Raw genomic sequence first — 21,130 nt, forward strand, 5'->3', positions numbered from 1 at the left:
CTCGCCACGAGAGGCTCGACAGCGCGCGCCGATCACCCGGTATCCGCGGACAGAGCGACGATACTTCTCGGAAAGGGGAGAGACTTATTGCGTTCTATTACAAAGTAGTACACGTGCCGATCAACATCGACCGCCTCGACGAGGAACCCGCGGACGTGCTGGACCTCAAGGAGGGCACGCAGCCCTACCGAATCGTCCGGTTTCTCGCGGCGAACGACGACAAGGCGTACACGCAGACGGAGCTCCACGAGGAGACCGGCATCAAGCGCGGCAGCGTCGGCGCCGTGCTGTCGCGCCTGGAGAACCGAGGACTGGTCCGTCACCAGGGGCGGTACTGGGCGATCGCGGAGGACGACCGGCTCGCCTCCTACGCGGCACAGCGGGGAGCCAGCTCGTCGTCGACGACCGACGACTACTACGGCGAGGAATGACGGGGTACTCCCGCGGTGCCGTGGTCAAGGGGCCGGATCTGCTCGCCGACCACGACTATCGACCGTACGTCTGCCTGAGCGACGACACCCACCCGTTTGCCGACGAGGAATCCCTGTACGCGGCTGTGACGACGACTCGCCGATCGGTGGCGATCCCGCTTTCCGACGACGACTTCGCGAGCGGAACCCTCCCGCGCGAGAGCTACGTCAATCCGTGGACGGTCGTGACGATTCGGAACGACGACATCCACGGCGTGGAGTGCCACCTCGTCGATGACACTGTCGAGAAGATCGCAAACGAATCCGCCGAGTACCTGGGCGTCCGGTGACCGATCAATGAACGCCAGGACGGAAGACTCCGACAGAAGTAGCCTCCTCGACCGCGTCTCGACAGCGCTCGACGCCGACGCTACGGACGCCACCGAACTCGACGGCGGCAACGTCGGGACGGTGTACCGGGTCGCGTTCGCGGACCGCGCGCCCGTCGCGGCGAAGGTCGACGACGCGCCGCTGGGCGTCGAGGCCGCCATGCTCCAGTACCTCGCCCGCGAGACGCCCCTGCCCGTCCCCGACGTGTACCACGTCGAGCAGGGCCTGCTCCTGCTGGAGTTCGTCGCGGGCGACGGCCGGTTCGACGAGCGGGCCGAGCGCGATCTCGCGCGCCGGGTCGCGGCGCTCCACGACGTGTCTGCCGGCGCGTACGGCTTCCCGTTCGACACGCTCTCGGGGCCCTTCTCGCAGTCGAACCCATGGACCGACTCGTGGATCGGCTTTTTCAGGGATCAGCGGGTGGTGCCGTTCGCCGAGGCCGCGCACGCGGACGGGGCGCTCCCCGACGCGACCCTCGATCGCGTGCGGGAGTTCGCCGATCGGCTCGACGAGCTCCTCGTCGAGCCCGACGCGCCCGCGCTGCTCCACGGCGACGTCCACCCTGGCAACGTCGTGTTCGAGGAGGGCGCGGTGCGGGCCGTCCTCGACCCGGCGATCTTCTACGGCCACGACGAGTTCGACCTGTCGTACGTGCTCCGGTCGGACGCGGTGGGCGACGCGTTCCTCGACGAGTACCGACGGCACCGCGACGTCGACCCGGCGTTCTTCGAGACGCGACGGGACGCCTACGACGCGTTCCACGCGCTGGAGAACGTCCGCTTTTTCGGCGATCGGGTGCTGGACCGGCTGGAGCGGGCGCTAGACGGCGTCGGAGTGTGAAGGGTCAGTTCGTGCGGCCACGGCCCGAACGACCGGACTCACCCGGCGTCCGAACGGAAATCCGAAGCGTAATGGGCGCAGCGTCGTAACCCCGAGAAAAGATAATGGTACGGAAACGTCCTCTGATCGCCGCCGCGCTGTCGCTGTACCCGGGGCTGGGACACGCGTACCTGCGGCGCTGGCTGCGCGCGCTGCTGTGGTTCGGGCTGGTCGTTTCCGCCGTCGCGTTCGTCGCGCCCGAAGCGGCCTTAGACGGCTCGGTGGGCGTGTTCGAGGGGGCTCAGATGATTTCGGGGAACCTCTCCACGGTCGAGGAGTTCGCGCTCGTCTCGATCCTGGGCTTTAGCATGCTCGACGCGTACCTGCTGGCCGAGCACGGCGAGCGTCAGAGCGACGACGGCGTCCCGACGTGCCCCCACTGCGGGCAGGAACTCGACGAGGACCTGGACTTCTGTCACTGGTGTACGAGCCGGCTGGACGAGCCAACCGAAGAAGAGTCGGTCTGAAAGCACCCGCTCGCGACCGCCCGGACTTCACTTCTCGATGATGCTCTCTTCGACCGCCTCGCCAAAGTGGCGAGCTTCCGCGCCGTAGTACAGTTTGACCTCGTCGCCCTCTTCGAGGTCGGTGACCGCCGTCCGGCCGTCGCTCGTCGCGACTTTCACCGTCTCGGCGTTCTGGATCAGCGTCTCGACCCGGTCGCCGTCGACGTCGAGTTCGACGCGGAACATCGGGCGCTGCTCGATCTTGACGCGGCCGACGACCGCCTCGCGCGTGTTGCCGTCGAGGTCGACGATCTGGACCTCGTCGCCGCTCTTGAGCTCCGAGAGGTACTTCGTGCCGCCGTCGGGCGTCCGGATGTACGCGTGGACCGCGCCCGCGTTGACCCGAAATGGTCGAGAAGCGACGTACGGCGATTCGGCGGTCTCGGCGTGGACGAACACGAGTCCCCGCGACATCGAGCCGATCAGCATCCCCTCGTCGTGGTCCATCAGACTCCCGGTATCGACGCAGACGCGGTCGGCGCTGCCGGCGCGCTCGATCTCCAGCACCTCGCCGTACTGCAGGTCGAGCGTCTCGCGCTCGGCCTCGTCGCGGACCGCGACGGTCTCGCGGATCTCGTCGGGGTCGGAGCTATCGAGCAGCACCGCGTCGGCGCCCAGCTCCAGCGTCTCGTAGGCGGTCTGGGCCTCCTCGGCGGTGGTGACGCCCGCGATCAGCGTCGTCTCCTCGCCGATGCGCGCGATCAGGTTCTCCAGAGGGATGATCGTCCAGTCCTCGGCGACGACGATCGTGTACTCGGCGTCCTGCGCGGCGGTCTCGGCGAACGCCTCGTAGTCCTCGTCGAAGATGCGGACGTACGACCCCTGCGCGCGGTCGTCGTCCCGGCGGAGCGTGGAGAGATCGGCCGAGCCCGAGAGGTCGCCCGGCAGGTCGACCGTGCCGTCGCCCTCGCCGTTCTTGCCGACCACGTAGGCGTCCGGCTCGGCGTCCTCCGCGTCGTCGGCTTCGGCGTCGTCGATCACGTCGACGTCGCCGCCGCTGCGGAACGCCGCGACGTTCACGTCGCCCAGCTCCCGGACTCGGGCCACGTCGTGCTCGTCGACGAGCACCCAGTCGACGCCGGACTCCAGCCCGGCGGTGATTCGCTTGCGCCGCTCGTCCCAGTCGCCGACGGAGTCGTCGGCCTTCAGCCAGACTGCGCGTGTCATGCTCGAACGCTCGCAGGCGGCGGGCTTGAACGTGGCGGAACGTCGGAAGTTTGCGCGGGCGGGTGCGTCCGCTCCCGACGGTGCGGATAGTACTGATAGTTACGGTAGTACCGATACTATCGACATAGACGATAAGACCCGACGGCGCCCTCCCTCTGATATGGCGCCGAACCTCGACGACGACGCCGGCAGCACGGACACCGATCGCAGCGACGCCGTCGCCTGGACGCCGTCCCGGGACAGCGACGACCGCGCCGAGTTCGTCGCGCGAGTGATCGTGGAGCAGTTCGGCGGGCCCGCGCTGTGCGAGTTCGGGCGCGACCCGACCGTGGTCGCGGCCCGCCGGATCGCACAGCACCGGACCGGCCGCGACGCCACGCCGCTGGAGGACGCCGCGGCGGCGGCCGAGCTGTCGGTGCCGACGGTCGCCCGCGCCGAGAACGCGCTGCTCGCGGAGCTCGGCGCGCCCGCCGCCCCCGCCGAGGTTCGGCGCCTGACCGACCGGGTCGAACGGTGCCGCCAGGTGCTGGTCGCGACCGCCCGCGACCGGGCGGGGGCGCCGCGGCTCACGACGGTGCTCTGCGGCGGCGGCCCCGACGATGTCGATCCGGAGGATGTCGACGTTCCCGACGCCGTCGACCCGCTTCCCCCCGCCGAGAGCGCCGAGGAGCTGAAGGCGTACTACCACCGGCTCCGGTCGGACCTGCGCTGCGCGCGGCTCGGCTTCCGGCTCTACGAGGCGGTCGTCGAGGCCGAACTCGGCGGTGCCTCGCAGCGCGGTCGCGACTGATCGGCGGCGGCTTCGCGCCACCGAGTTCGGCCCTCCACCCCGCTGACGCTCGGCCCACCGCTCCGCTGACGCTCGGCCCTCCGCTCCGCTGACGCTCGGCCCTCCGCTCCGCTGACGCTCGGCCCTCCGCTCCGCTGACGCTCGGCCCTCCGCTCCGCTGACGCTCAGCCCTCCGCTCCGCCGACGCCCGACCCCACACTGTCCGTCGCGGCGATGCCGCCGCGGCATCGCCCGCCGCCGGCCGCCGACTACTCTGGGTGTTCCAGTTTGTGCCGGAACGCCCGGAGCGCGTTGTGCCCGCGCTCGGTCAACTCGACCAGATGGCGCCGCCCGACCTCCCGGATCTCCAGGTAGCCGTCCTCGACCAGCGGCGAGACGACGTGCGTGTCGAGCAGTCGGAACTTCGCCTTGTCGTTGGCCGGGTCGCGGTCCGCGACGAACGAGAGGCCCGCCTCCTCGGCGTGGTCGATCAGGTCGCGCTTTTTCGGCCTGGCCGTCCCGCCCTCGCGCTCTGCGAGGTAGTCCATGACCGCGACCTGATCGCGCGAGGGCGAGTCGACGGGGTAGGTCGGCAGCGTCGCCAGGTCCGAGAAGCCCTCGCTGATCGGCTCGGCGTCGGCGTCGTGGGCGTACTCCTCGGGTTCGACGTAGTAGGCGGTGGCGTCGGTCGAGACGTCCATGCAGGCGATCGTCGCGCCGATCGCCGCGAGCGTGCCGGCGCCCGAGACGTTCACCCGCACCGAGTCCCCGCGGTGCTCGGCGGCGATCGTCGTGACGACGCCGAGCACGTCGTAGACGTCCCGCAGGTCGCAGTCGCGACGCCGGACCTCGAGGCCTTCCGCGTCGAGCGCGGCGACCACCTCGTCGTGGTACTCCGGCGTCTCGTGGTGCGGGTCGTCGTGTTCGAGCAGGTACACCACGTCGGCCCGGTAGCGCACGACCGGCTCGACGATCCGGTCGAGCTCGCTACCGAACGGCACGACGTGCACCCGGTCGACGGCGTCCATGAACGAGGGCGCGCACCCTCGGCGCAAAACAGTTACGTTCGCTTACGATTCGCCCGCTTACGCTTCGACGGCCAGGCCGGCCCGCTCGAGCGCCTCGTCGACGCCCGCGTCGTCGTGGATGACGGCGGAGATGGCCCGCGAGATGGCCTCGGGATCCTCGTGCTGGAAGATCGACCGGCCCATCGAGATGCCGTCGGCGCCGGCGTCCATCGCGCCGCGGACGTTCTCGACGGTCTCTCGATCGGTGCCGGGGCTCCCGCCCGCGATGACGACCGGCAGGCGCGTCGACTCGGTGACGTGCTGGAAGCTCTCGGCGTCGCCGCTGTAGGCCGTCTTGACCACGTCGGCGCCGACCTCCTCGGCGAGCCGCACGGCGTGGCCGAGATACTCGGCGTCGTGCTCGGGGTCCTCGCCGTCGAGGTGCTCGCCGCGGGCGTACGACATCGCCAGCACCGGGATGCCCAGCCGGTCGGCCTCGGCGGTCATCTTCGAGAGGTCCTCGATCTGGTCGGGCTCGTGCTTGCTGCCGACGTTGATGTGGTAGGAGACGGCGTCGGCGCCCGCGCGGACGGCTTCCTCGACGGTGCCGGTGCGGCGCTTCTCGTTGGCGTCCGGCCCGATCACCGTCGAGGCGTTGAGGTGGACGATGTACCCCTGCCCGTTCTTGTTGTCGTGGACCCGCGGGGCGATCCCCTTCTGGGTGAGGACGGCGTCGGCGCCGCCGCGAGTGATCGCGTCGATCGTCGATTCGATGTCTTTCAGTCCCTGTACCGCTCCGAGCGTGATCCCGTGATCCATCGGGACGATCATGTACTTCCCGTCTGTCCCGATGCGTTCGAGTCGCGCGTCCGTTCCGATAGTCATGGTATGTGGGTCTCTGGCAACCTGCGGTAATGTGTTTTCCGATTCGCGAGGTGGCCCGCCGCTCTCATCGGGCGCCGTCGGTGACCTTCCCGGATCGCTCGTCCGCGCCGTCGAGAGCGCCGGCTTTCAGCTCCGCGGCCTTGGCTTCCAGGCGCTCGGCGACGGTGCCCTCGTCCGCGTCGCCCTCGGCCACGATGTCGACGAACACGCTGCCCGCGACGACGCCGTCGGCGCCCGTCGCGACGATCTCCTCGGCGTGCTCGCGCTCGCTGACGCCGAATCCCACCGCTTTGGGGACCGACCACTCGGCGAGCCGCGCGAGGCTCTCGTGGGTGGCGTCGCTGACGTCGGCCTGCGCGCCCGTCGTTCCGAGGCGGGCCTGCACGTAGACGAATCCGGAGACGCGCTCGCGCATCGCCTCGAGGCGCTCGTCGGTGGTCGTCGGCGCGACGACGAAGATCAGGTCGACGCCGAACTCGTCGCAGGCCTCCCGGAGCGGATCGCTCTCGTCGACCGGCAGGTCGGGGATGATCAGCCCCGAAATTCCCGCTTCGGCGGCGCGCCGGACGAACGGGCGCAGGCGTTCGTAGTCGCTTCCCTCCTTCCGGTCGCCGTACTGGTACAGTAGGTTGTAGTAGGTCATGCAGACCAGCGGGACGTCGACGTCCAGGGTCTCGACGATCTCGAAGAAGCGCTCGGGCGTCGTGCCCGCCGCGAGCGCGCGCTGGATCGCGTTCTGGATCGTCGGGCCGTCCGCGATCGGCTCCGAGAACGGCATCCCGAGTTCGATCACGTCGGCGCCACCGGCCGCCAGCGCCTCGACGTACTCGGCGGTGGCCTCGGGCTCGGGGTCGCCCGCCGTGACGTACGGCACGAGCGAGGGCTCGTCGCCGGCGATCGCCTTTTCTATATCACTCATGGAAGACCCCCATGTCGGGCGCGGCGTCGATGTCGCGCTTCTCGGTCTCCTCGATGGCGGATTCGAGGTCCTTGTCGCCCCGGCCCGAGAGGTTGAGCACGATCACGTCGCCCAGGTCGCGCTCCGCCGTCCCGGCGGGGACGCCGTCGGGGCCGAGTTGCTGTTCGAGGAACGCGACGGCGTGGGCCGACTCCAGGGCGGGGATGATCCCCTCGACCTGCGAGAGCCGGTGGAACCCTTCCAGCGCGGCGTCGTCGTCGACACTGACCGGCGTGACGTGGCCCTCGTCGACGAGGTAGGACAGCTCCGGCCCGACGCCGGCGTAGTCCAGCCCCGAGGAGACGCTGTGGGACTCGACGATCTGGCCGTCGGCGTCCTGCAGCAGTTTGGTGCGGGCGCCGTGGAGCACGCCCTCGTCGCCGGATGAGAGCGACGCCGAGTGCGGGGCGACGCCCTCGTCCTCGTCGACGAACAGGCCCTCGCCGCCGGCCTCGACGGCGAACAGCGTGGTGTCCCCGTCTTCGGCGTCCGGGACGAACTCGTGGAACGCGCCCATCGTGTTCGAGCCGCCGCCCGCGCAGGCGACGACGCTGTCGGGCAGGCGTCCGGCTTTGTCCTGAATCTGCTCGCGGGCCTCCTCGCCGATGACGGCCTGGAAGTCCCGGACCATCCGGGGGAACGGGTGAGGACCGACGATCGAGCCGATCACGTAGTGAGTGTCCTCGACGCTGGTCGCCCACTCGCGCATCGTCTCGTTGATCGCCTCCTTGAGCGTGCCCCGCCCGACGGTCACCGGGACGACCTCGGCGCCGTTCAGGCGCATCCGGAACACGTTGGGGCGCTGGCGGTTGATGTCGCGGCGACCCATGTAGATCTCGCAGGGCATGTCGAGGTGGGCCGCTGCCATCGCCGTCGCCGTGCCGTGCTGGCCGGCGCCGGTCTCTGCGACGATGCGCTCCTTGCCCATGTATTTGGCAAGCAGCACCTGCCCAAGCGCGTTGTTGAGCTTGTGGGCGCCGCCGTGGAGCAGATCCTCCCGTTTGAGATAGACGTCGGCGTCGTAGCGCTCGCTCAGCTGGTCGGCGCGCTGCAAGGGAGTGGGCCGGCCGCCGAAGTCGGCCAGGCGCTCGCGGAACTCGTCCATGAACCCGTCCTCGTTCTCGAGGACGTAGCGCTCGTAGGCGTCCGTGAGCTCTTCGATCGCCGGCATCAACACCTCCGGCACGTACTGTCCGCCGTACTCTCCGAACTTCGTCGTGCTCATTCGTTGTCTCCTCTCTGGGACTCCGCCGTGGTCAGTCGTTCGGTGTTCTCTCGAACCGTTGCGGCCGGATCCGCTCCGTCGTCCTCGCGAGGCGAAGCCGAGCGAGGGCTCGATGAGCTCCGCTCATCGGTGTCGTAGTCCATGATCGCGCTGCCGATCAGCAGGGCGTCCGCGCCCGCCCGACGCATCCGCCGGACGTCGTCCGGCGTCGAGACGCCGCTCTCCGCGATCAGCGTCGCGTCGGTTCTGTCCCGCGCGTGGGCGGCGACGTCCTCGAACGTCGCGAGATCGACCTCCAGCTTCGCGAGGTCGCGGTTGTTCACTCCGACGAAGTTCGCGCCGGCGTCGACCGCTCGCTCCAGTTCCTCGCGCGTGTGGACCTCGACGAGCACCTGAAAGCCCCGATCGCGGGCCGCCGCGAGCAGGTCGGCGAGATCGTCGCCGACGAACCGCGCGATCAGCAGCACGACGTCGGCCGCGACGGCGTCGAGCTGGGCCTCGCGCAGCAGGAAATCCTTGCGCAGCACCGGCACGTCGACGGCCTCGCGCACCCGTTCGAGATACTCCGGGCTGCCGCCGAAGTGCTCAGGTTCGGTGAGCACCGAGAGGGCGGCCGCCCCGCCGTCGACCATCGCGCGGGCAAGTTCGACGGGATCGTCGGTTCGGGTGCCCTCCGTCGTCGGGCTGGTGGGTTTGACCTCGGCGATCACCGGCGTCCGACCGTCGGCGTCTGCCGCCGCGACGGCGTCGTCGAGCGATCGCGGGTTGACCGACACCCGGTCGGCGGCGGGCGAGTCGCGCTGCCGCGCGGCGTCGAGGATCGATCTTACCGCTGGCGCTACGTCTTCATCAGCGTCCATTATCGTACATTAACGGACGGAAATGCACATAAGGCTTGCGCACCCGACGCGCTCGGTGCGACCGGAAGCGCTGGCCGTCGGTCGCGTCGGCGGCGACGTACCAATCTTCAAGTCGGTGACCGACCGAAGCTATCGCATGGACGCAGACGACGCCGGCATCTACGCGCGCGACTCGGAGTACCTCGACCGCTCGATCCAGCTCGGCGTCGCCAGCAGCAAGGTGCTGCGGGTGACGTTCCCCGAGTCGCCCGACGCCGACGCGGCGACCGACCATCCCCTGCTCGATCGGATCGACGACTACCTCACGGGCGTCGAGGAGGAGGACTTCGCGGACGTGCAGGTCGCGCTGACGGTGCCGACCGACCAGCGCAAAGTGCTGGAATCGGTCAGGGACGTCCCCTACGGCGAGTCGGTGACGGTGGCGGCGATCGCCCGGATGACGCCCTCGCTGAACGACGACGACGAGGAGGCCCTGACGCTCGTTCGCACCGCGCTGGCGGAGAATCCGGCGCCCCTCGTGATCCCGGACCACCGCGTCAGCGACGGGCCGAGCGCGGCGCCGCCGGCCGTCGAGCAGCGACTCCGCTCGATCGAGGGACTCTGAAGCGCAGCGTCAGAACCCGCGCGCGCTCAGAAGCCCAGGGCGCGCTTGATCGTCGTCAGCACCCCCGGATCGTCCGTCGGTAGCTCCCGGGCCAGCGCGTCGAGTTCCTCGTCGCCGAACCGTTCGTCCTCCCGGGCCGAGCGCAGCCACACTTCCCACTCGTCGTCGGTCATCGTCCCCCGTGACTCGGGACCCCACTGGTCGACCAGCGCCTCGCGCCCGGGAAACGGGACGTCCATGTCGCCCCCGCCCCAGTACAGCGGGACGAGCTTGAACTCGTACTCCTCGTGGTCGAGCGGCTGGAACCGGTAGGGGTACTCCTCGTAGAGAAACACGTCCTCGGGCGTGACGACCTCGCCGTCCGGAAGCTCCAGCGTCTCGGGCATCTGTGCGGTTGTTCGGCGCGCTCGCCCTTGAGGATTGCCGACTAGGAACTATCTGGTTGTCCTCTGGAACGAGAGAGTTCCGCACGGATACTACCGCCTCGAAAGCCCCCGCGGGCTGGACTCGGGAGGCTTGCTGCGCGCTTCCCCGCCTCCGGCGGGTCCAGTGCTTGCTGCGCCTGCCTTCGTCCAGCCCGCGGCCCCTTTCAGTCCCACCCGATGCCGGTTAACCAACTGGCGCGGGCGGGACTGAAAGGGGCTGCCTGCTCCGGGAAGACGGCCGAAGTAAGCACTGCACCGAACGAAGTGAGGGAAGCGCGCAGCGAGGCCATCGACCGGAGCAGGCAGGGGCTTTCGAGGCGGTGATATTGGAAGCTACTCTGCGGGTCCAGCTACAGTCAGAAACAACTGCTAGTCGGCCCACTCGAGCCCGAACCCCTCGTGGACGACGAACTCCAGGGCGTTGATCAGGTAGTGAGCCACGATCACCGTCAGCAAACTCCCCGTCAGAACGAACGCCGCCGCGAGGACGCCGCCGAGCATCCCCGTCACGATCATCCCGCTGGGCCCCTGGATGCCGTGGCCGAAGCCAAAGGCCAGCGAGGAGGCGGCCGCGAGTACCCACGGCGAGACGCCGAAGCCAGTCGACAGCGCGCCGATCAGCGCGGCGCGAAAGAGCAGCTCCTCGAACACGGCGATGATCGGCAGCACGACCGCCAACAAGACGATCCAGCCTACGATGGAATCCGGCCCGAGCGCGCCCCTGAGCTCCTCGCTGTACTCGACGCCGACGCGTTCGAGGTTCGCCGCGAGCAGTTCGTTGCCGGCGTACAGCGCGACGCCGAGTCCCAGCCCGACGCCGAGCGCCGGCCAGCCGACGTTGGCGGCGGCGTCGATCCCGAGCGCCGTCGCGGGGACGTCGGCGGCCCACGCCGCGACGAGCACGATCGCGCCGAGCGCGCCGTGGGTCACCGCGACGTTCGCGAGCAGGGCACCCGTCGAAAGCGATTGGAGGTCGGCGTCGGGCCGCGGGTTCCGACGGTGGTCGGACGCCGATTGCAGGTCGTCGGGATCGTTCAAGTCATCGACTCTGTTCTTGGCCGCGTCGGCGTCGTGGCGCTCGGCGTCGACGTCGTGCCGCTCGGCACCGGCGTCGTGTCGCTCGGGGGCGGCCTCGCGCAGTTCGTCGCCGTGGTCCGGTGGGTCGGCAGTCGTCCGCGGCGACCGCTGTTCGCCCGAGCCGACGCTCGACGCCGACTGCGTGGCGCGTGCGAGTGTGAGTACTACTGCGAGGACGGCGAGCGCGACCAGCGCGAAAGCTACCCACCGAGTCACGTTGCACCGTACGGAGCGGCGATAGAAAAGATGCCCCCTTGCGGGCGAGAGCCTACTGCGGGCTCGGGTTCGAGCCGGCCTGGCCGACCTGGGGATCCAGCGCCTGGCCGGTGATGCTCTTGAGCCGGTCGACGAGACTGTCCTTCTCGGTCTCGCCGGCCAGCGCCACGTCGAGCACCTCGCTGATGTTGCTGACCGGGACGATCTCGACCATCTCCTCGTACTCGTCCTCGATCATCACGTCCTGCTCGTTGGCCTTCGGGATGATGATCGTCTCGATGCCGGACTTCGCGGCGGCCTCGATCTTGTGGGTGACGCCGCCGACGGGCAGCACGTCGCCCCGCACCGACAGCGAGCCGGTCATCGCCAGGTCCTGGCGCACCGGGATGTCTTCCAGCGCCGAGATGACGGCGGTGGCGACCGTGATCGACGCCGAGTCGCCGTCGACGCCCTGCTGGCCCGCCTGGACGAACTGGATGTGGACGTCCTTCTCGGAGAGGTCGACGTCCGAGAACTTCTTGATGATCGCGGAGACGTTCTGGACCGACTCCTCGGCCATCTCCTGGAGCTTCCCGGTGGCGATCACCTGGCCGCCGCCCTGCGCGGGCGCGACCTCCGCCATGACGGGAAGCATGATGCCCGAGTCCTCGCCCATCACGGCGAGGCCGTTGACGCGGCCGACGACGTCGCCGTCGGCGACCGTGAGCTCGTAGTCCTTGCGGCGCTCGATGTAGGTGTCGGCGAGCTGCTGCTCGATCGAGCGCGAGCGCTTCTTGGCCTGCAGCACGTCCTCGCGCTCGGTGAACTCCTTGTCCTCGGCGCGGGCGATGTCGCCCGCGACGCGGACCAGCCCGCCCAGGTTACGGAACAGCAGCGTCAGGTGGCCCTTCCGGCCCGACCGGCGCTTGGCTTCCAGCACCACTTCCTTCGCCGCTTCGGGCGTGAAGTGGGGCAGGCGGCCGTCCTTCTCGACCTCCTGGGCGATGAACCGGATGTACTTCCGGCGCATCTCGGGGGTGTCCTCGATGGTGTCGTCCATGAACACCTCGTAGCCGTACCCCTTGATCCGGGAGCGCAGCGCCGGGTGCATGTTCTCCAGCGCGTCGCGGTTCCCCGCGGCGATCATGATGAAGTCGCAGGGGACGGGCTCGGTCTGGACCATCGCGCCCGAGGAGCGCTCGGACTGGCCCGTGATCGAGAACTCGCCCTCCTGGATGGCCGTCATCAGCTTCTGCTGGCTGCGGATGTCGAGCGTGTTGATCTCGTCGACGAACAGCACGCCCTTGTTGGCCTTGTGGATCGCCCCCGGTTCGACGCGGTCGTGGCTAGGGGTCTCCATCCCGCCGGACTGGAACGGGTCGTGGCGGACGTCGCCCAGCAGCGCGCCGGCGTGGGCGCCGGTGGCGTCCTCGAACGGCGCCTGAGTCTGATCGGCGGCGTTGACGATCATGTTCGGGATCATCGCGTCGCTGCCGCGCTGGGTGTAGCGGAACAGGATGTAGACGGCGACCGCGGCGATGATCCCCAGCAGGAGCGACGCCCCCGTGATGAGGGTGTACCCGAGGATGATCGCGACGATGATCAACATCAGGAAGGTGCGCAGCTGGTTTCGCTTGCGCGCTTCCTCCTTGTGGGCGTCGATGATCTGCTCGCCCTTGCCGGCCGGAACCGTCCGGACCTTCGGCTCGTTGCCGTCGTCCGGGTTATGGTAGACGAGAACGTCCTGGAGATCCTCCTTGGGCAGGAGGTGGCTCATCGCCTTGGCCAGCATCGACTTGCCGGTCCCCGGCGAGCCGATCATCATCACGTGGCGGCGCTGCTTGGCCGCCTTCTTGACGATGTCGCGGGCCTCGTCCTGGCCGATAACGTGGTCGACCAGCTCGTCGGGGATCGAGATCTCGGCGGTCGAGTCGATGTCGAGCCCCCCGAGCAGGTCGTCCTCGTCGAACTCGTCGCGGATGTCGGCTTCGACCTCGCTGCCGAGGTCGTCCTCGAGGCCGTACTCGTCGTCGAGGTCGTCGGCGGACTGGGTCGACGTGTCCTCCGCCGCATCCTCGCCGTGCTCGTCGACCGTTTGCTCGTCGTCCGTTCCCTCCCCCGTTTGCTGTGCTTTCCCCGACGGCGCGCCGTCCGACGCGTCCTCCGTCGGCTCCGTAGACTCGCCCGTTCGCTCCGCGGCGTCCTCCTCCCGGGACGCCGGGGTCTCCGCGGGCGATTCGCTTCCCCCGTCCCTGCGGGGGTCGTCGTCGGTATCCGTGTCGTTACTCATAGAATCGTTCTGCTACCTAATTCGAAGGCTGCGCTACTGATATACTTTCTCCCTCAGTGCGTCGTCCACGCACGCGAGGACCGCCGTACGGCGGGTTGGCGGCCGGTTACTCGGCCGCTCGATCGACCGGTCGCGGACCCTGGACGTGTCGCTCGGCAATCATCACGAGCGCAGCGGCGGCCGAGTCCCGGCGCGGCGTCTCGCCACGCTTATGGCCCGAGCCACGAAGGTTCGAGCATGACCCGCGGGTGCTACATCGGCCGGTTCCAGCCGTTTCACAACGGCCATCTCAGCATGGTCGAGGCGATCGTCGAGGACGACCACGTCGACGAGCTCGTGCTCGGCATCGGGAGCGCCGACGCCTCCCACACGAGACACGACCCGTTCACGGCCGGCGAGCGCATCATGATGCTCACGAAGTCGCTCGTCGACCTCGACCTCGTGACGTACGCGGTGCCGATCGAGGACCTCGATCGCAACTCCGTCTGGGTGAGCCACGTCCAGAGCATGAGCCCCGATTTCGACGTCGCGTACTCGAACAATCCCCTCGTCATCCAGCTGTTCGAGGAGGCCGGCGTCGAGGTGCGCCAGTCGCCGATGTTCAACCGCGAGGTGCTGGAGGGCTCGGAGGTCCGCGAGCGCATGATCAAGGACGGCAACTGGGAGTCGCTGGTGCCCGATCCGGTCGTCGACACGATCGAGGAGATCGACGGCATCGAGCGCATCCAGCGCGTCAGCGAGACCGACAGCAACGGCATCTGAGACGGCGTACTCCATCCCCGATTCACACCACGCACCCATGATCACGCTCTCCTCCGATTTCGGCTCGCCGTACCCCGCCGCGATGAAAGGCGTCGTCCTGCAGCGCACCGACGCCCGCCTCGTCGACGTGAGCCATACGTTCCCCCGCCAGGACGTCCGCGCCGCCGCGTTCTGGCTCCGCGAAATTCTCCCGTACTTCCCGCCCGCGACACACCTGGTCGTCGTCGACCCCGGCGTCGGCACGGATCGGGCCGCGATCGCCGTCGAAGCCGGCGAGCACGTCCTCGTCGGCCCCGACAACGGCGTCCTGCTGCCGGCCGCCAGAGAACTGGCTGGCGCTGCGGACGACGCCGACGCCGAGGCGGCGACGAGCGCCGAGGCCGACGCGATCCGCGTCCACGAGATCGGCTACGAGGACGCCGCATCGAGCACGTTCCACGGCCGCGACGTGTTCGCGCCGGCGGCCGCCGCCGTCCACGAGTCGTGGGCCGCTGACCGCACCGTTCCGGACGCCGTCGACGGGCTGGGCGCCGTGACGCCGACCGACGAGTTCGTCGACCTCGAACTCCCCGAGCCGGCGATCGAAGGCGACGCGGTCCGGTGCGAGGTGCTGGTCGTCGACGACTTCGGCAACGCGATCACGAACGTGCCGGGCTACGTGCTGGAGAGCCTCGACGAAGTTCGCGTCGACGGGCGGGCGGTGCCCGCCGTCGAGACGTTCGCCGAGGTGCCGGAAGGCCAGTGGCTCGCGACCGTCGGCAGCCACGGCAACGTCGAACTCGACGTCAATCGCGGCCGAGGCGACGAGGCGTTCGGCGTCGAAGCGGGCGATTCGGTGCGGTTAGAACTCTGAAATTCTCGGCGTCGAACCGGACCAGACGCCGTGCCGCGCGTCAACCACGAGTTGATAGGTCAGGTATGCGAAACTGACCAGCACCAGCGCGATCGATCCCCAGACGAGCAGGTCGAACGCGGTCGGGCCGAGCGCGCTCATCGGTTCACCTCCGACGCGGCGGCGTCGGCGTCAGGCGTCGCCCCGCGGTTCGCGTCAGACTCTTCGTCGGCGTCCCGCCCGCCGTCGGTCATCGGCTGCTCGATCTCGCGAATCTCGCGAGCCAGGCCCGCGTGATCGAAGTCGGCGTCGGCGACCCGCGCGGCGACGAGCGTCAGCAGCGCCGAGACGGCTGTCGCACCCACAAACGCGTGCATGAACGACGGTGCGGGCAGCGCTCCGCCGAGCCCCGGAATCGTCGCGAGCGGCCCGCGCAGCGTCGGGAAGAACGCGACGCCGACGGCGAGGCTCGCGAGCGAACTGGCGAGCGCGCCGGTTTCGGTCAGCCGGCTGGAGTACAGTCCTGCGATGAACGGGATAAACGTCGCCGCCGCCAGCAGGTCGGCGGTCAGAAACAGCGAGAGGACGCTGTACCCCTGCGATCCGATCGCGATCGCGCCCGCCGCGACGACGACGGTCAGCGCCCGGCCGGTCCGCGAGAGCGTCGCGGCGTCCGCATCGATCAGGCGAGCGAGGTCCGCCGTGACGAGGCTCGCGATGGCGTTGAACATCGTGTCCGCCGAACTGGCGACCAGGAGGACGGCCAGCACCACGACCACCAGCGCGACCCACTCGGGGAACGACTCGGCGACCAGCACGAAGAAGGCGACGCTGGCGTTGCCGTCCCCGATCAAACCGAGTCCCGCCGCGGCGACGCCGAACAGTCCCGACAGCAGGATCAGCGGAACGCTCATCGCCGCGGCGGCGACCAGCGAGCGCCGGAGCGTCGCGTCGTCCTTCGCGGCGTAGACGCGCTGCCACCGACCCTGGTTGAGCATCCCCGCGCCGAGCACCGCGAACGCGACGTAGATCCCGAACTCGACGCCGGCCGCGTAGCCGGGATCGAGCAGGTGGGCGTTCGCGCTCGCGATGTCGGCGTGGACCTCGCCGGTGCCGCCGAGCGCGAACAGCGCGCCCGCGAAGCCGACCGCGAGCAGCGGGAGGATCACGAGCGTCTGGACGGTGTCGGTGACGATCGTCGCCACGAGGCCGCCGTAGGCGGTGTAGACGAGCACGAACCCGCCGATCAGCGCGGCGGTCTGCCAGAGCGGAACCCCTGCGAGCATCGCCAGCGCGCCGGCGATACCGGTCATCTCCGCGGCGAGGAACACGAACATGTAGAGCATCGAGACGACCAGCACGTACGCGTACATCCGCGGACCGAACCTGACGAGGGCGTACTCGGTGAGCGAGTGACCCTCGGGCATCAGCCGCCGGATGCGGACGCCGACCGGGACGAGCAGGAGCAGCGGGATCGCGCTCCCGATCGTGTAGCCGAGTACCGCTGGCAGGCCGCCGAACGCGGCGCCGGCCTCGGCGGGACTCAGCAGGATCCACGCGCCCATCGACGAGGCGACGAGCGTCGCCGTCGACGCGCCGGTGCCGATCGAGTTGCGCGCCGAGACGTAGTCCTCGACGGTGTCGACCCGACCGCGCGAGTACAGCAGGCCCAGCGCCGTCACCGCGGCGAGCGTGACGGCGGTGACGCCGAGCGCGAGGGCACTCGTTACCATCAGACGTCCCACCCTTCGCAGGTGTACGCCATCTCCCAGAAGTCGTGCTCCAGGCGCGCGCTCGTCAGGAACGCCTCGCGCATGGCGTCGCGCTCGCCGGGGAACTCCTCGCCGCAGCGATCGACGAACTCCCGAGCACGGTCGACGGCCGCGCGGAACTCGTCGCTCGTGTACTTCTCGATGAACGGCGTGTACCGGTGCTCGGCGTCGCCCTGGATCTCGGCCATCCGCTCTGCGACGTCGAGATACCCCTGCGCGCAGGGGTAGATCGCCGCGGCGATCTCGGCCAGCGAGCCCTCGTGGGCGGTTCGGACGAGGAAATTCGTGTAGGCGACGCAGGTCGGCGCCTTGGCCGTGGCTTCGAGATCCGCTGGCGTCAGGCCGTACTCGGCGGCGAACTCGCGGTGCAGGTCCATCTCGTCGTTCAGAATTCGGTCGGCGACGCCGAGCAGGTACGCCATCGTCGCCTCGTCGCGGGCCTTCGTCCCGGCGATGGCGTACGTTCGCGCGTAGTCGAGCAGGTAGCGGTAGTCCTGCCGGACCCACGTCTCGAACGCCGCCGGATCGAGCGTTCCCTCGGCGAGTTCCCGCACGAAGGGGTGTTCGTACTGCGCTTGCCAGATCTGTTCGCCCTCGTCGAGCAGTTGGTCGCTGAACGCCATCACTCGGGTGAACGCGATCCGGGCGTGATATAACTTGCTGATATTAGTTAGTTATAGCACTTCGTTCCGGTGTCGAAGGGGAAAATCTATCGCGGATCGGTTCGACGGACAGATATGATCGTTCGCCGCCTCCGTGAGGACGATCTCACCGAACTCGTCGAGGATGTCTGGCACCCCTTCGCCAGGGAGATGGCGGAGCTGGACTCGTACAACGCTCTCGTTCCCCGGTACGAGGAGCTGACCGACGAGGCTCGCTCGGAGGCCGTTGCGTACCGACGGGAGCAGTATCAGGACGACGACCACGCGATATTCCTCGCGGATTGGGACGGGGAAATCGCGGGGTACGCCCACGTCAAGGACAGCGAGACGCCGAAGGTGTTCGCGCGCGGTGCGGAAGCGAATATCAGCGAAGTGTACGTCGCGCCGGATCATCGAGGGAACGGAATCGCGGGCGAACAGATGGATCGCGCCGAAAAGTGGGCTGACGACCGCGACTACGAGTACGTCACGCTCTCGGTGAACGCCGACAACGAGACCGCGAGGCAGGTCTACGAGTCGCGGGGCTACGAGCCCCGGCGGCACAAGATGGACAAACGGCTATAGGTCCGACGTCCAGTCGCGCTTGAGATCTTCCGGTGAGTGGTCATGCGCGTCGGGATGCCGCGACTCCTCGTCGATACAGCCTTCGAGAACGTCGATAGCGTCGACGCGGTCACTGTCGCGGTCGGTCACGACTCGGTGTTGTGGCGGACGTCTGGAAAGTGTTTGTCATAGCTGATCGTAGACCGACCGAAGAAAATAGGAAATTAGAATCTCGCTGAAACGCTCAACCGCTTACTCTGCGGCTACTCGCTGCGGAAAACGGTCCCGCGGCGAGATGCCCGACTGGTTATTCCGCCGCGATCACGTCGTCGATCCGGGCGATCAGCGTCGCGGCCTCGGTCGCGGACTCGACGGCCTCGTGCTTGACGGCGGCGGGGTCGACCGTGCCGTGCTCGACGGGGTCGCCGACCTCGCGGGTCTGGCCGTCGACGATCAGGCCCGCGCGGCCTTCGGCTTCGTGCTCGGAGCGCAGGTCGACCAGCGCGTCGATCGGATCGAGCCCGGCGTTGGCGGCGAGCGTGCGCGGGACGGCGTCGATCGCGTCCGCGAACGCCTCGACGGCGAGCTGCTTGCGGCCGGAGACGCCCGCGGACTCGGCGCGGACGCGGTCGGCGATGGCGATCTCCGCGGCGCCGGCCCCGGGGACCACGCCGCCGGAATCGAGCGCCGCGGTGACGACGTCGAGCGCGTCGCGGACGGCGCGTTCGAGCTCGTCGACGACGTGCTCGGTGCCGCCGCGGACGAACAGGGTGACCGACTCGGCGGCGGCGCCGCCCTCGACGAACACGAGCTCCTCGTCGCCGTACTTCTCCGTGCGGACGCGCTCGGCGCTGCCGAAGTCCTCGTCTTCCAGATCCTCGAGCGCGCCGACGCGGCGAGCGCCCGTTGCGCTCGCGATGCCGCGAACGTCGTCGTCCGAAAGGTTCTCGAAGACGAGCACGCCCTCGTCGGCGAGCGTGGAGGCGACCCGGCCGTCGACGTCGTCTGTAGCGAACACGACGTCGGCGCCCGAGTCGGCGACGGTCTGAGCGACTCCCTTGATTTCCTCCTCTTCGGCGTCCATCGCGGCGGTGAGCTGGTCGACGCTGTCGACGCTGTACTCGGCGTCGACGTCGCCGGTGCGCACGCCGAGCTCGACGTCGAGCAGGGCGATCGAGGCGTCCTCGACGTCGCCGGGCATCTGCTCGTTGACGGGTTCCTCGTCGACGAGGATGCCCTCGACGAGCTCGGTCGCGCCGGAGCTGGCGCCGACCTGCGTCTGGATCGAGATGTTGTCGCGGTTCACGCCCGCGTCGCCGCGGACCTGCTCGACGGCGTCGACGACCGTCCGGGCGAGCGACTCCGCGGTGACGCCGCCGGTACCCTTGCCGGTCATGCTGGACTCGGCGACCGCGAGCAGCAGTTCCTCGTCGACGTCGCCCTCCAGCGCGAGTTCGTCGACGGCGTCGTGGGCGATCTCGGCGGCCTCGTGGTACCCCTCGACGACGGTCGTCGCGTGGACGTCGTCGTCGAACAGGTCCTCGGCCTGGGCGAGCAGCTGGCCCGCGAGGATCGCCGCGGTCGTCGTGCCGTCGCCGACCTCGTTCTCCTGGGTCTCGGCGACCTCGACGATCATGTCGGCCGCGGGGTGCTCGATGTCCATCTCCTGGAGGATCGTCGCGCCGTCGTTCGTGATCACGACGTCGCCCGAGTCCGACACCAGCATCTTGTCCATCCCGCGGGGGCCCAGTGTGGTGCGTACGGCCTCGCTGACGGCCTTCCCGGCCGAGATGTTCGAGTCCTGGGCGTCCTTGCCCGACGTTCGCTGACTGTCCTCGCTCAGAATGAAGAGCGGCTGTCCGCCCATGCGCCGCTGAGAAGCGTTGTCTGCCATGTGTTCGGTAAAGTGTACTTAGCGGTTCAATATAAACTTTGCTGTGCCGCTCGCGAGTCGTCCCCGCGCCGTCGTGGACTCTCGGGGCGATCGCGGCGGGGTATCGGCCGAACCGGTAGCTCAAAATACCCCGATCCGAAAGGGTACGCCGATGCTGGAACTGGAGCACCGGTTCCGGGTGGTCGACGTGCACGCCCGGCTGGACGCCGACAAGGGAGCGACCGGTCGGTCGATCACGCCCGACACCTTAGAGCGCGAGATGCACCAGGCCGGCGTGGTTCGGTCGGTCGTGTTTCCCGGCCACCGGGCCGGGACGGACTACCTGCGGGCGAACAACGCCGTCGCCCGGATGAGCGTCGAGCGACCGTTCATCGCGTTCGCGCGGATCAACGGCCCCCGCGACCCCGGCGAGAGCGCGACCTCGCAGCTCCGAAACCTCGCGGCCTCGCGGAAGGACCACCACACTGCGCCCGAAGACGTCGAGAAGTACGCCTACGACGATCGCTTTCACGGGTTCAAGCTCGATCCTGCCCGCGACGGGCTGCCCGACGAGGACGTCCTCGCGGAGCTCGCGGACGTCGGGCTGCCGGTGCTGATCCACGGCGGCGAGGGGTTCCCGCCCGAGGCGATCGCGGACTCGCTGCTGGGCCACTCGTTCCCCGTGATCGTCGCGCACTTCGGGGGCCACCCGCTCAATCGCGATCTGATGGGCGCGGCCATCGACATGCTCGACGAGCACGACGACTGCTATCTCGACACCAGCTACGTTCGGTTCCGCGACTACCTCGAACGGGCGCTGCTGGAACATCCCGACCGCGTGCTGTTCGGCAGCGGCGCCCCTGAGACGCACCCGAACGTCGGCGTCATGGAGATGCTGACGCTGGACGTCTCGGAGGACAAGCTTCGCAGAGTGTTCAGCGGCAACGCCGAGCGCGTCGTCGACGGGCTGTCGCCCGACGGCGGCTGATCTACCGTCGAGCGACGCCGAGCGGCGGCATCGCCGCGGATCAACTTCTCA

Annotated in this window: 24 protein-coding genes; 10 read left to right on the forward strand and 14 right to left on the reverse strand. The window is 69.0% G+C overall.

What is annotated here, in order from left to right; translation table 11 throughout:
* The first annotated feature begins 113 nt into the window (after positions 1 to 113).
* From ABDZ81_RS00890 to ABDZ81_RS00905, 4 genes are all read left to right on the forward strand, one after another.
* Positions 114 to 431, forward strand: coding sequence for a MarR family transcriptional regulator (locus ABDZ81_RS00890; RefSeq protein WP_343771922.1), 318 nt, complete (start codon positions 114 to 116; stop codon positions 429 to 431).
* Complete coding sequence (locus tag ABDZ81_RS00895; protein WP_343771923.1) at positions 428 to 760, forward strand: hypothetical protein; 333 nt, start codon at positions 428 to 430, stop codon at positions 758 to 760. Before ABDZ81_RS00890 ends, ABDZ81_RS00895 begins: the two co-directional genes overlap by 4 nt.
* A 7-nt stretch (positions 761 to 767) precedes the next feature.
* Positions 768 to 1,640 (forward strand): fructosamine kinase family protein, encoded by an 873-nt coding sequence (locus ABDZ81_RS00900; RefSeq protein ID WP_343771924.1) that lies wholly within the window; start codon positions 768 to 770, stop codon positions 1,638 to 1,640.
* Positions 1,641 to 1,744: 104 nt separating this feature from the next.
* Complete coding sequence (locus ABDZ81_RS00905) at positions 1,745 to 2,146, forward strand: DUF7575 domain-containing protein (RefSeq protein ID WP_343771925.1); 402 nt, start codon at positions 1,745 to 1,747, stop codon at positions 2,144 to 2,146.
* 27 nt (positions 2,147 to 2,173) lie between these two features.
* Here ABDZ81_RS00905 and ABDZ81_RS00910 read toward each other — a convergent pair whose 3' ends face one another.
* Positions 2,174 to 3,352, reverse strand: coding sequence for a 3-dehydroquinate synthase II (locus ABDZ81_RS00910; protein WP_343771926.1), 1,179 nt, complete (start codon positions 3,350 to 3,352; stop codon positions 2,174 to 2,176).
* A gap of 160 nt (positions 3,353 to 3,512) precedes the next feature.
* Between ABDZ81_RS00910 and ABDZ81_RS00915 the strand changes: the two genes are divergently transcribed.
* Complete coding sequence (locus tag ABDZ81_RS00915; protein WP_343771927.1) at positions 3,513 to 4,142, forward strand: hypothetical protein; 630 nt, start codon at positions 3,513 to 3,515, stop codon at positions 4,140 to 4,142.
* A 248-nt stretch (positions 4,143 to 4,390) separates the two neighbouring features.
* Here the strand turns inward: ABDZ81_RS00915 and ABDZ81_RS00920 are convergent, their stop codons facing one another.
* The 5 genes from ABDZ81_RS00920 to trpC form a co-directional block, all read right to left on the reverse strand.
* The gene (locus ABDZ81_RS00920; protein ID WP_343771929.1) at positions 4,391 to 5,149 is read right to left on the reverse strand and encodes an HFX_2341 family transcriptional regulator domain-containing protein; all 759 of its coding nucleotides are present in this window, start codon (positions 5,147 to 5,149) and stop codon (positions 4,391 to 4,393) included.
* Between the two features lie 57 nt (positions 5,150 to 5,206).
* A complete protein-coding gene (locus ABDZ81_RS00925; protein ID WP_343771930.1) occupies positions 5,207 to 6,013 on the reverse strand; it encodes a 2-amino-3,7-dideoxy-D-threo-hept-6-ulosonate synthase in 807 nt (268 codons plus the stop codon).
* A 64-nt stretch (positions 6,014 to 6,077) separates the two neighbouring features.
* Positions 6,078 to 6,932, reverse strand: coding sequence for a tryptophan synthase subunit alpha (gene trpA / locus ABDZ81_RS00930; RefSeq protein ID WP_343771931.1), 855 nt, complete (start codon positions 6,930 to 6,932; stop codon positions 6,078 to 6,080).
* Positions 6,925 to 8,196, reverse strand: a complete 1,272-nt coding sequence (trpB, locus tag ABDZ81_RS00935; protein ID WP_343771932.1) for a tryptophan synthase subunit beta — start codon at positions 8,194 to 8,196, stop codon at positions 6,925 to 6,927. Before trpB ends, trpA begins: the two co-directional genes overlap by 8 nt.
* Complete coding sequence (trpC, locus tag ABDZ81_RS00940) at positions 8,193 to 9,056, reverse strand: indole-3-glycerol phosphate synthase (RefSeq protein ID WP_343771933.1); 864 nt, start codon at positions 9,054 to 9,056, stop codon at positions 8,193 to 8,195. Before trpC ends, trpB begins: the two co-directional genes overlap by 4 nt.
* A 136-nt stretch (positions 9,057 to 9,192) precedes the next feature.
* On the opposite strand from trpC, the gene ABDZ81_RS00945 reads away from it, so the two are divergent.
* Positions 9,193 to 9,660: an MGMT family protein gene (locus ABDZ81_RS00945; protein ID WP_343771934.1), complete on the forward strand. Its 468-nt coding sequence runs from the start codon at positions 9,193 to 9,195 to the stop codon at positions 9,658 to 9,660.
* Between the two features lie 26 nt (positions 9,661 to 9,686).
* Here the strand turns inward: ABDZ81_RS00945 and ABDZ81_RS00950 are convergent, their stop codons facing one another.
* The 3 genes from ABDZ81_RS00950 to lonB all read right to left on the reverse strand — a co-directional run bounded on the left by ABDZ81_RS00950 (position 9,687) and on the right by lonB (position 13,647).
* Entirely contained in the window at positions 9,687 to 10,046 is a 360-nt protein-coding gene (locus tag ABDZ81_RS00950; RefSeq protein WP_343771935.1) for a hypothetical protein, read from the reverse strand.
* Positions 10,047 to 10,454: 408 nt separating this feature from the next.
* Positions 10,455 to 11,378 (reverse strand): CPBP family intramembrane glutamic endopeptidase, encoded by a 924-nt coding sequence (locus ABDZ81_RS00955; RefSeq protein WP_343771936.1) that lies wholly within the window; start codon positions 11,376 to 11,378, stop codon positions 10,455 to 10,457.
* Between the two features lie 52 nt (positions 11,379 to 11,430).
* Complete coding sequence (gene lonB / locus ABDZ81_RS00960) at positions 11,431 to 13,647, reverse strand: ATP-dependent protease LonB (RefSeq protein WP_343771937.1); 2,217 nt, start codon at positions 13,645 to 13,647, stop codon at positions 11,431 to 11,433.
* A gap of 237 nt (positions 13,648 to 13,884) precedes the next feature.
* Between lonB and ABDZ81_RS00965 the strand changes: the two genes are divergently transcribed.
* Both ABDZ81_RS00965 and ABDZ81_RS00970 read left to right on the forward strand, forming a co-directional pair.
* Entirely contained in the window at positions 13,885 to 14,409 is a 525-nt protein-coding gene (locus ABDZ81_RS00965) for a nicotinamide-nucleotide adenylyltransferase (protein WP_343771938.1), read from the forward strand.
* A gap of 37 nt (positions 14,410 to 14,446) precedes the next feature.
* A complete protein-coding gene (locus ABDZ81_RS00970; protein WP_343771939.1) occupies positions 14,447 to 15,262 on the forward strand; it encodes an SAM hydrolase/SAM-dependent halogenase family protein in 816 nt (271 codons plus the stop codon).
* On the opposite strand, the gene ABDZ81_RS00975 is transcribed toward ABDZ81_RS00970, so the two are convergent.
* From ABDZ81_RS00975 to tenA, 3 genes are read right to left on the reverse strand one after another with little or no spacing between them, the layout of a single operon-like run.
* A complete protein-coding gene (locus ABDZ81_RS00975; protein WP_343771940.1) occupies positions 15,251 to 15,403 on the reverse strand; it encodes a hypothetical protein in 153 nt (50 codons plus the stop codon). The two genes, ABDZ81_RS00970 and ABDZ81_RS00975, sit on opposite strands and share 12 nt — an antisense overlap.
* Positions 15,400 to 16,974 (reverse strand): sodium:solute symporter family transporter, encoded by a 1,575-nt coding sequence (locus tag ABDZ81_RS00980; protein WP_343771941.1) that lies wholly within the window; start codon positions 16,972 to 16,974, stop codon positions 15,400 to 15,402. Before ABDZ81_RS00980 ends, ABDZ81_RS00975 begins: the two co-directional genes overlap by 4 nt.
* Positions 16,974 to 17,636 (reverse strand): thiaminase II, encoded by a 663-nt coding sequence (gene tenA, locus ABDZ81_RS00985; RefSeq protein WP_343771942.1) that lies wholly within the window; start codon positions 17,634 to 17,636, stop codon positions 16,974 to 16,976. Before tenA ends, ABDZ81_RS00980 begins: the two co-directional genes overlap by 1 nt.
* A gap of 114 nt (positions 17,637 to 17,750) precedes the next feature.
* Between tenA and ABDZ81_RS00990 the strand changes: the two genes are divergently transcribed.
* A complete protein-coding gene (locus ABDZ81_RS00990) occupies positions 17,751 to 18,239 on the forward strand; it encodes a GNAT family N-acetyltransferase (protein WP_343771943.1) in 489 nt (162 codons plus the stop codon).
* On the opposite strand, the gene ABDZ81_RS00995 is transcribed toward ABDZ81_RS00990, so the two are convergent.
* Both ABDZ81_RS00995 and thsA read right to left on the reverse strand, forming a co-directional pair.
* Positions 18,234 to 18,368, reverse strand: coding sequence for a hypothetical protein (locus ABDZ81_RS00995; protein WP_343771944.1), 135 nt, complete (start codon positions 18,366 to 18,368; stop codon positions 18,234 to 18,236). The two genes, ABDZ81_RS00990 and ABDZ81_RS00995, sit on opposite strands and share 6 nt — an antisense overlap.
* Positions 18,369 to 18,525: 157 nt before the next feature.
* Entirely contained in the window at positions 18,526 to 20,085 is a 1,560-nt protein-coding gene (gene thsA / locus ABDZ81_RS01000; protein WP_343773346.1) for a thermosome subunit alpha, read from the reverse strand.
* 178 nt (positions 20,086 to 20,263) lie between these two features.
* Between thsA and ABDZ81_RS01005 the strand changes: the two genes are divergently transcribed.
* Complete coding sequence (locus ABDZ81_RS01005; protein WP_343771945.1) at positions 20,264 to 21,079, forward strand: amidohydrolase family protein; 816 nt, start codon at positions 20,264 to 20,266, stop codon at positions 21,077 to 21,079.
* Positions 21,080 to 21,130: the final 51 nt, after the last annotated feature.

The organism is Natronoarchaeum mannanilyticum (genome assembly GCF_039522665.1).
GTDB lineage: Archaea > Halobacteriota > Halobacteria > Halobacteriales > Natronoarchaeaceae > Natronoarchaeum > Natronoarchaeum mannanilyticum.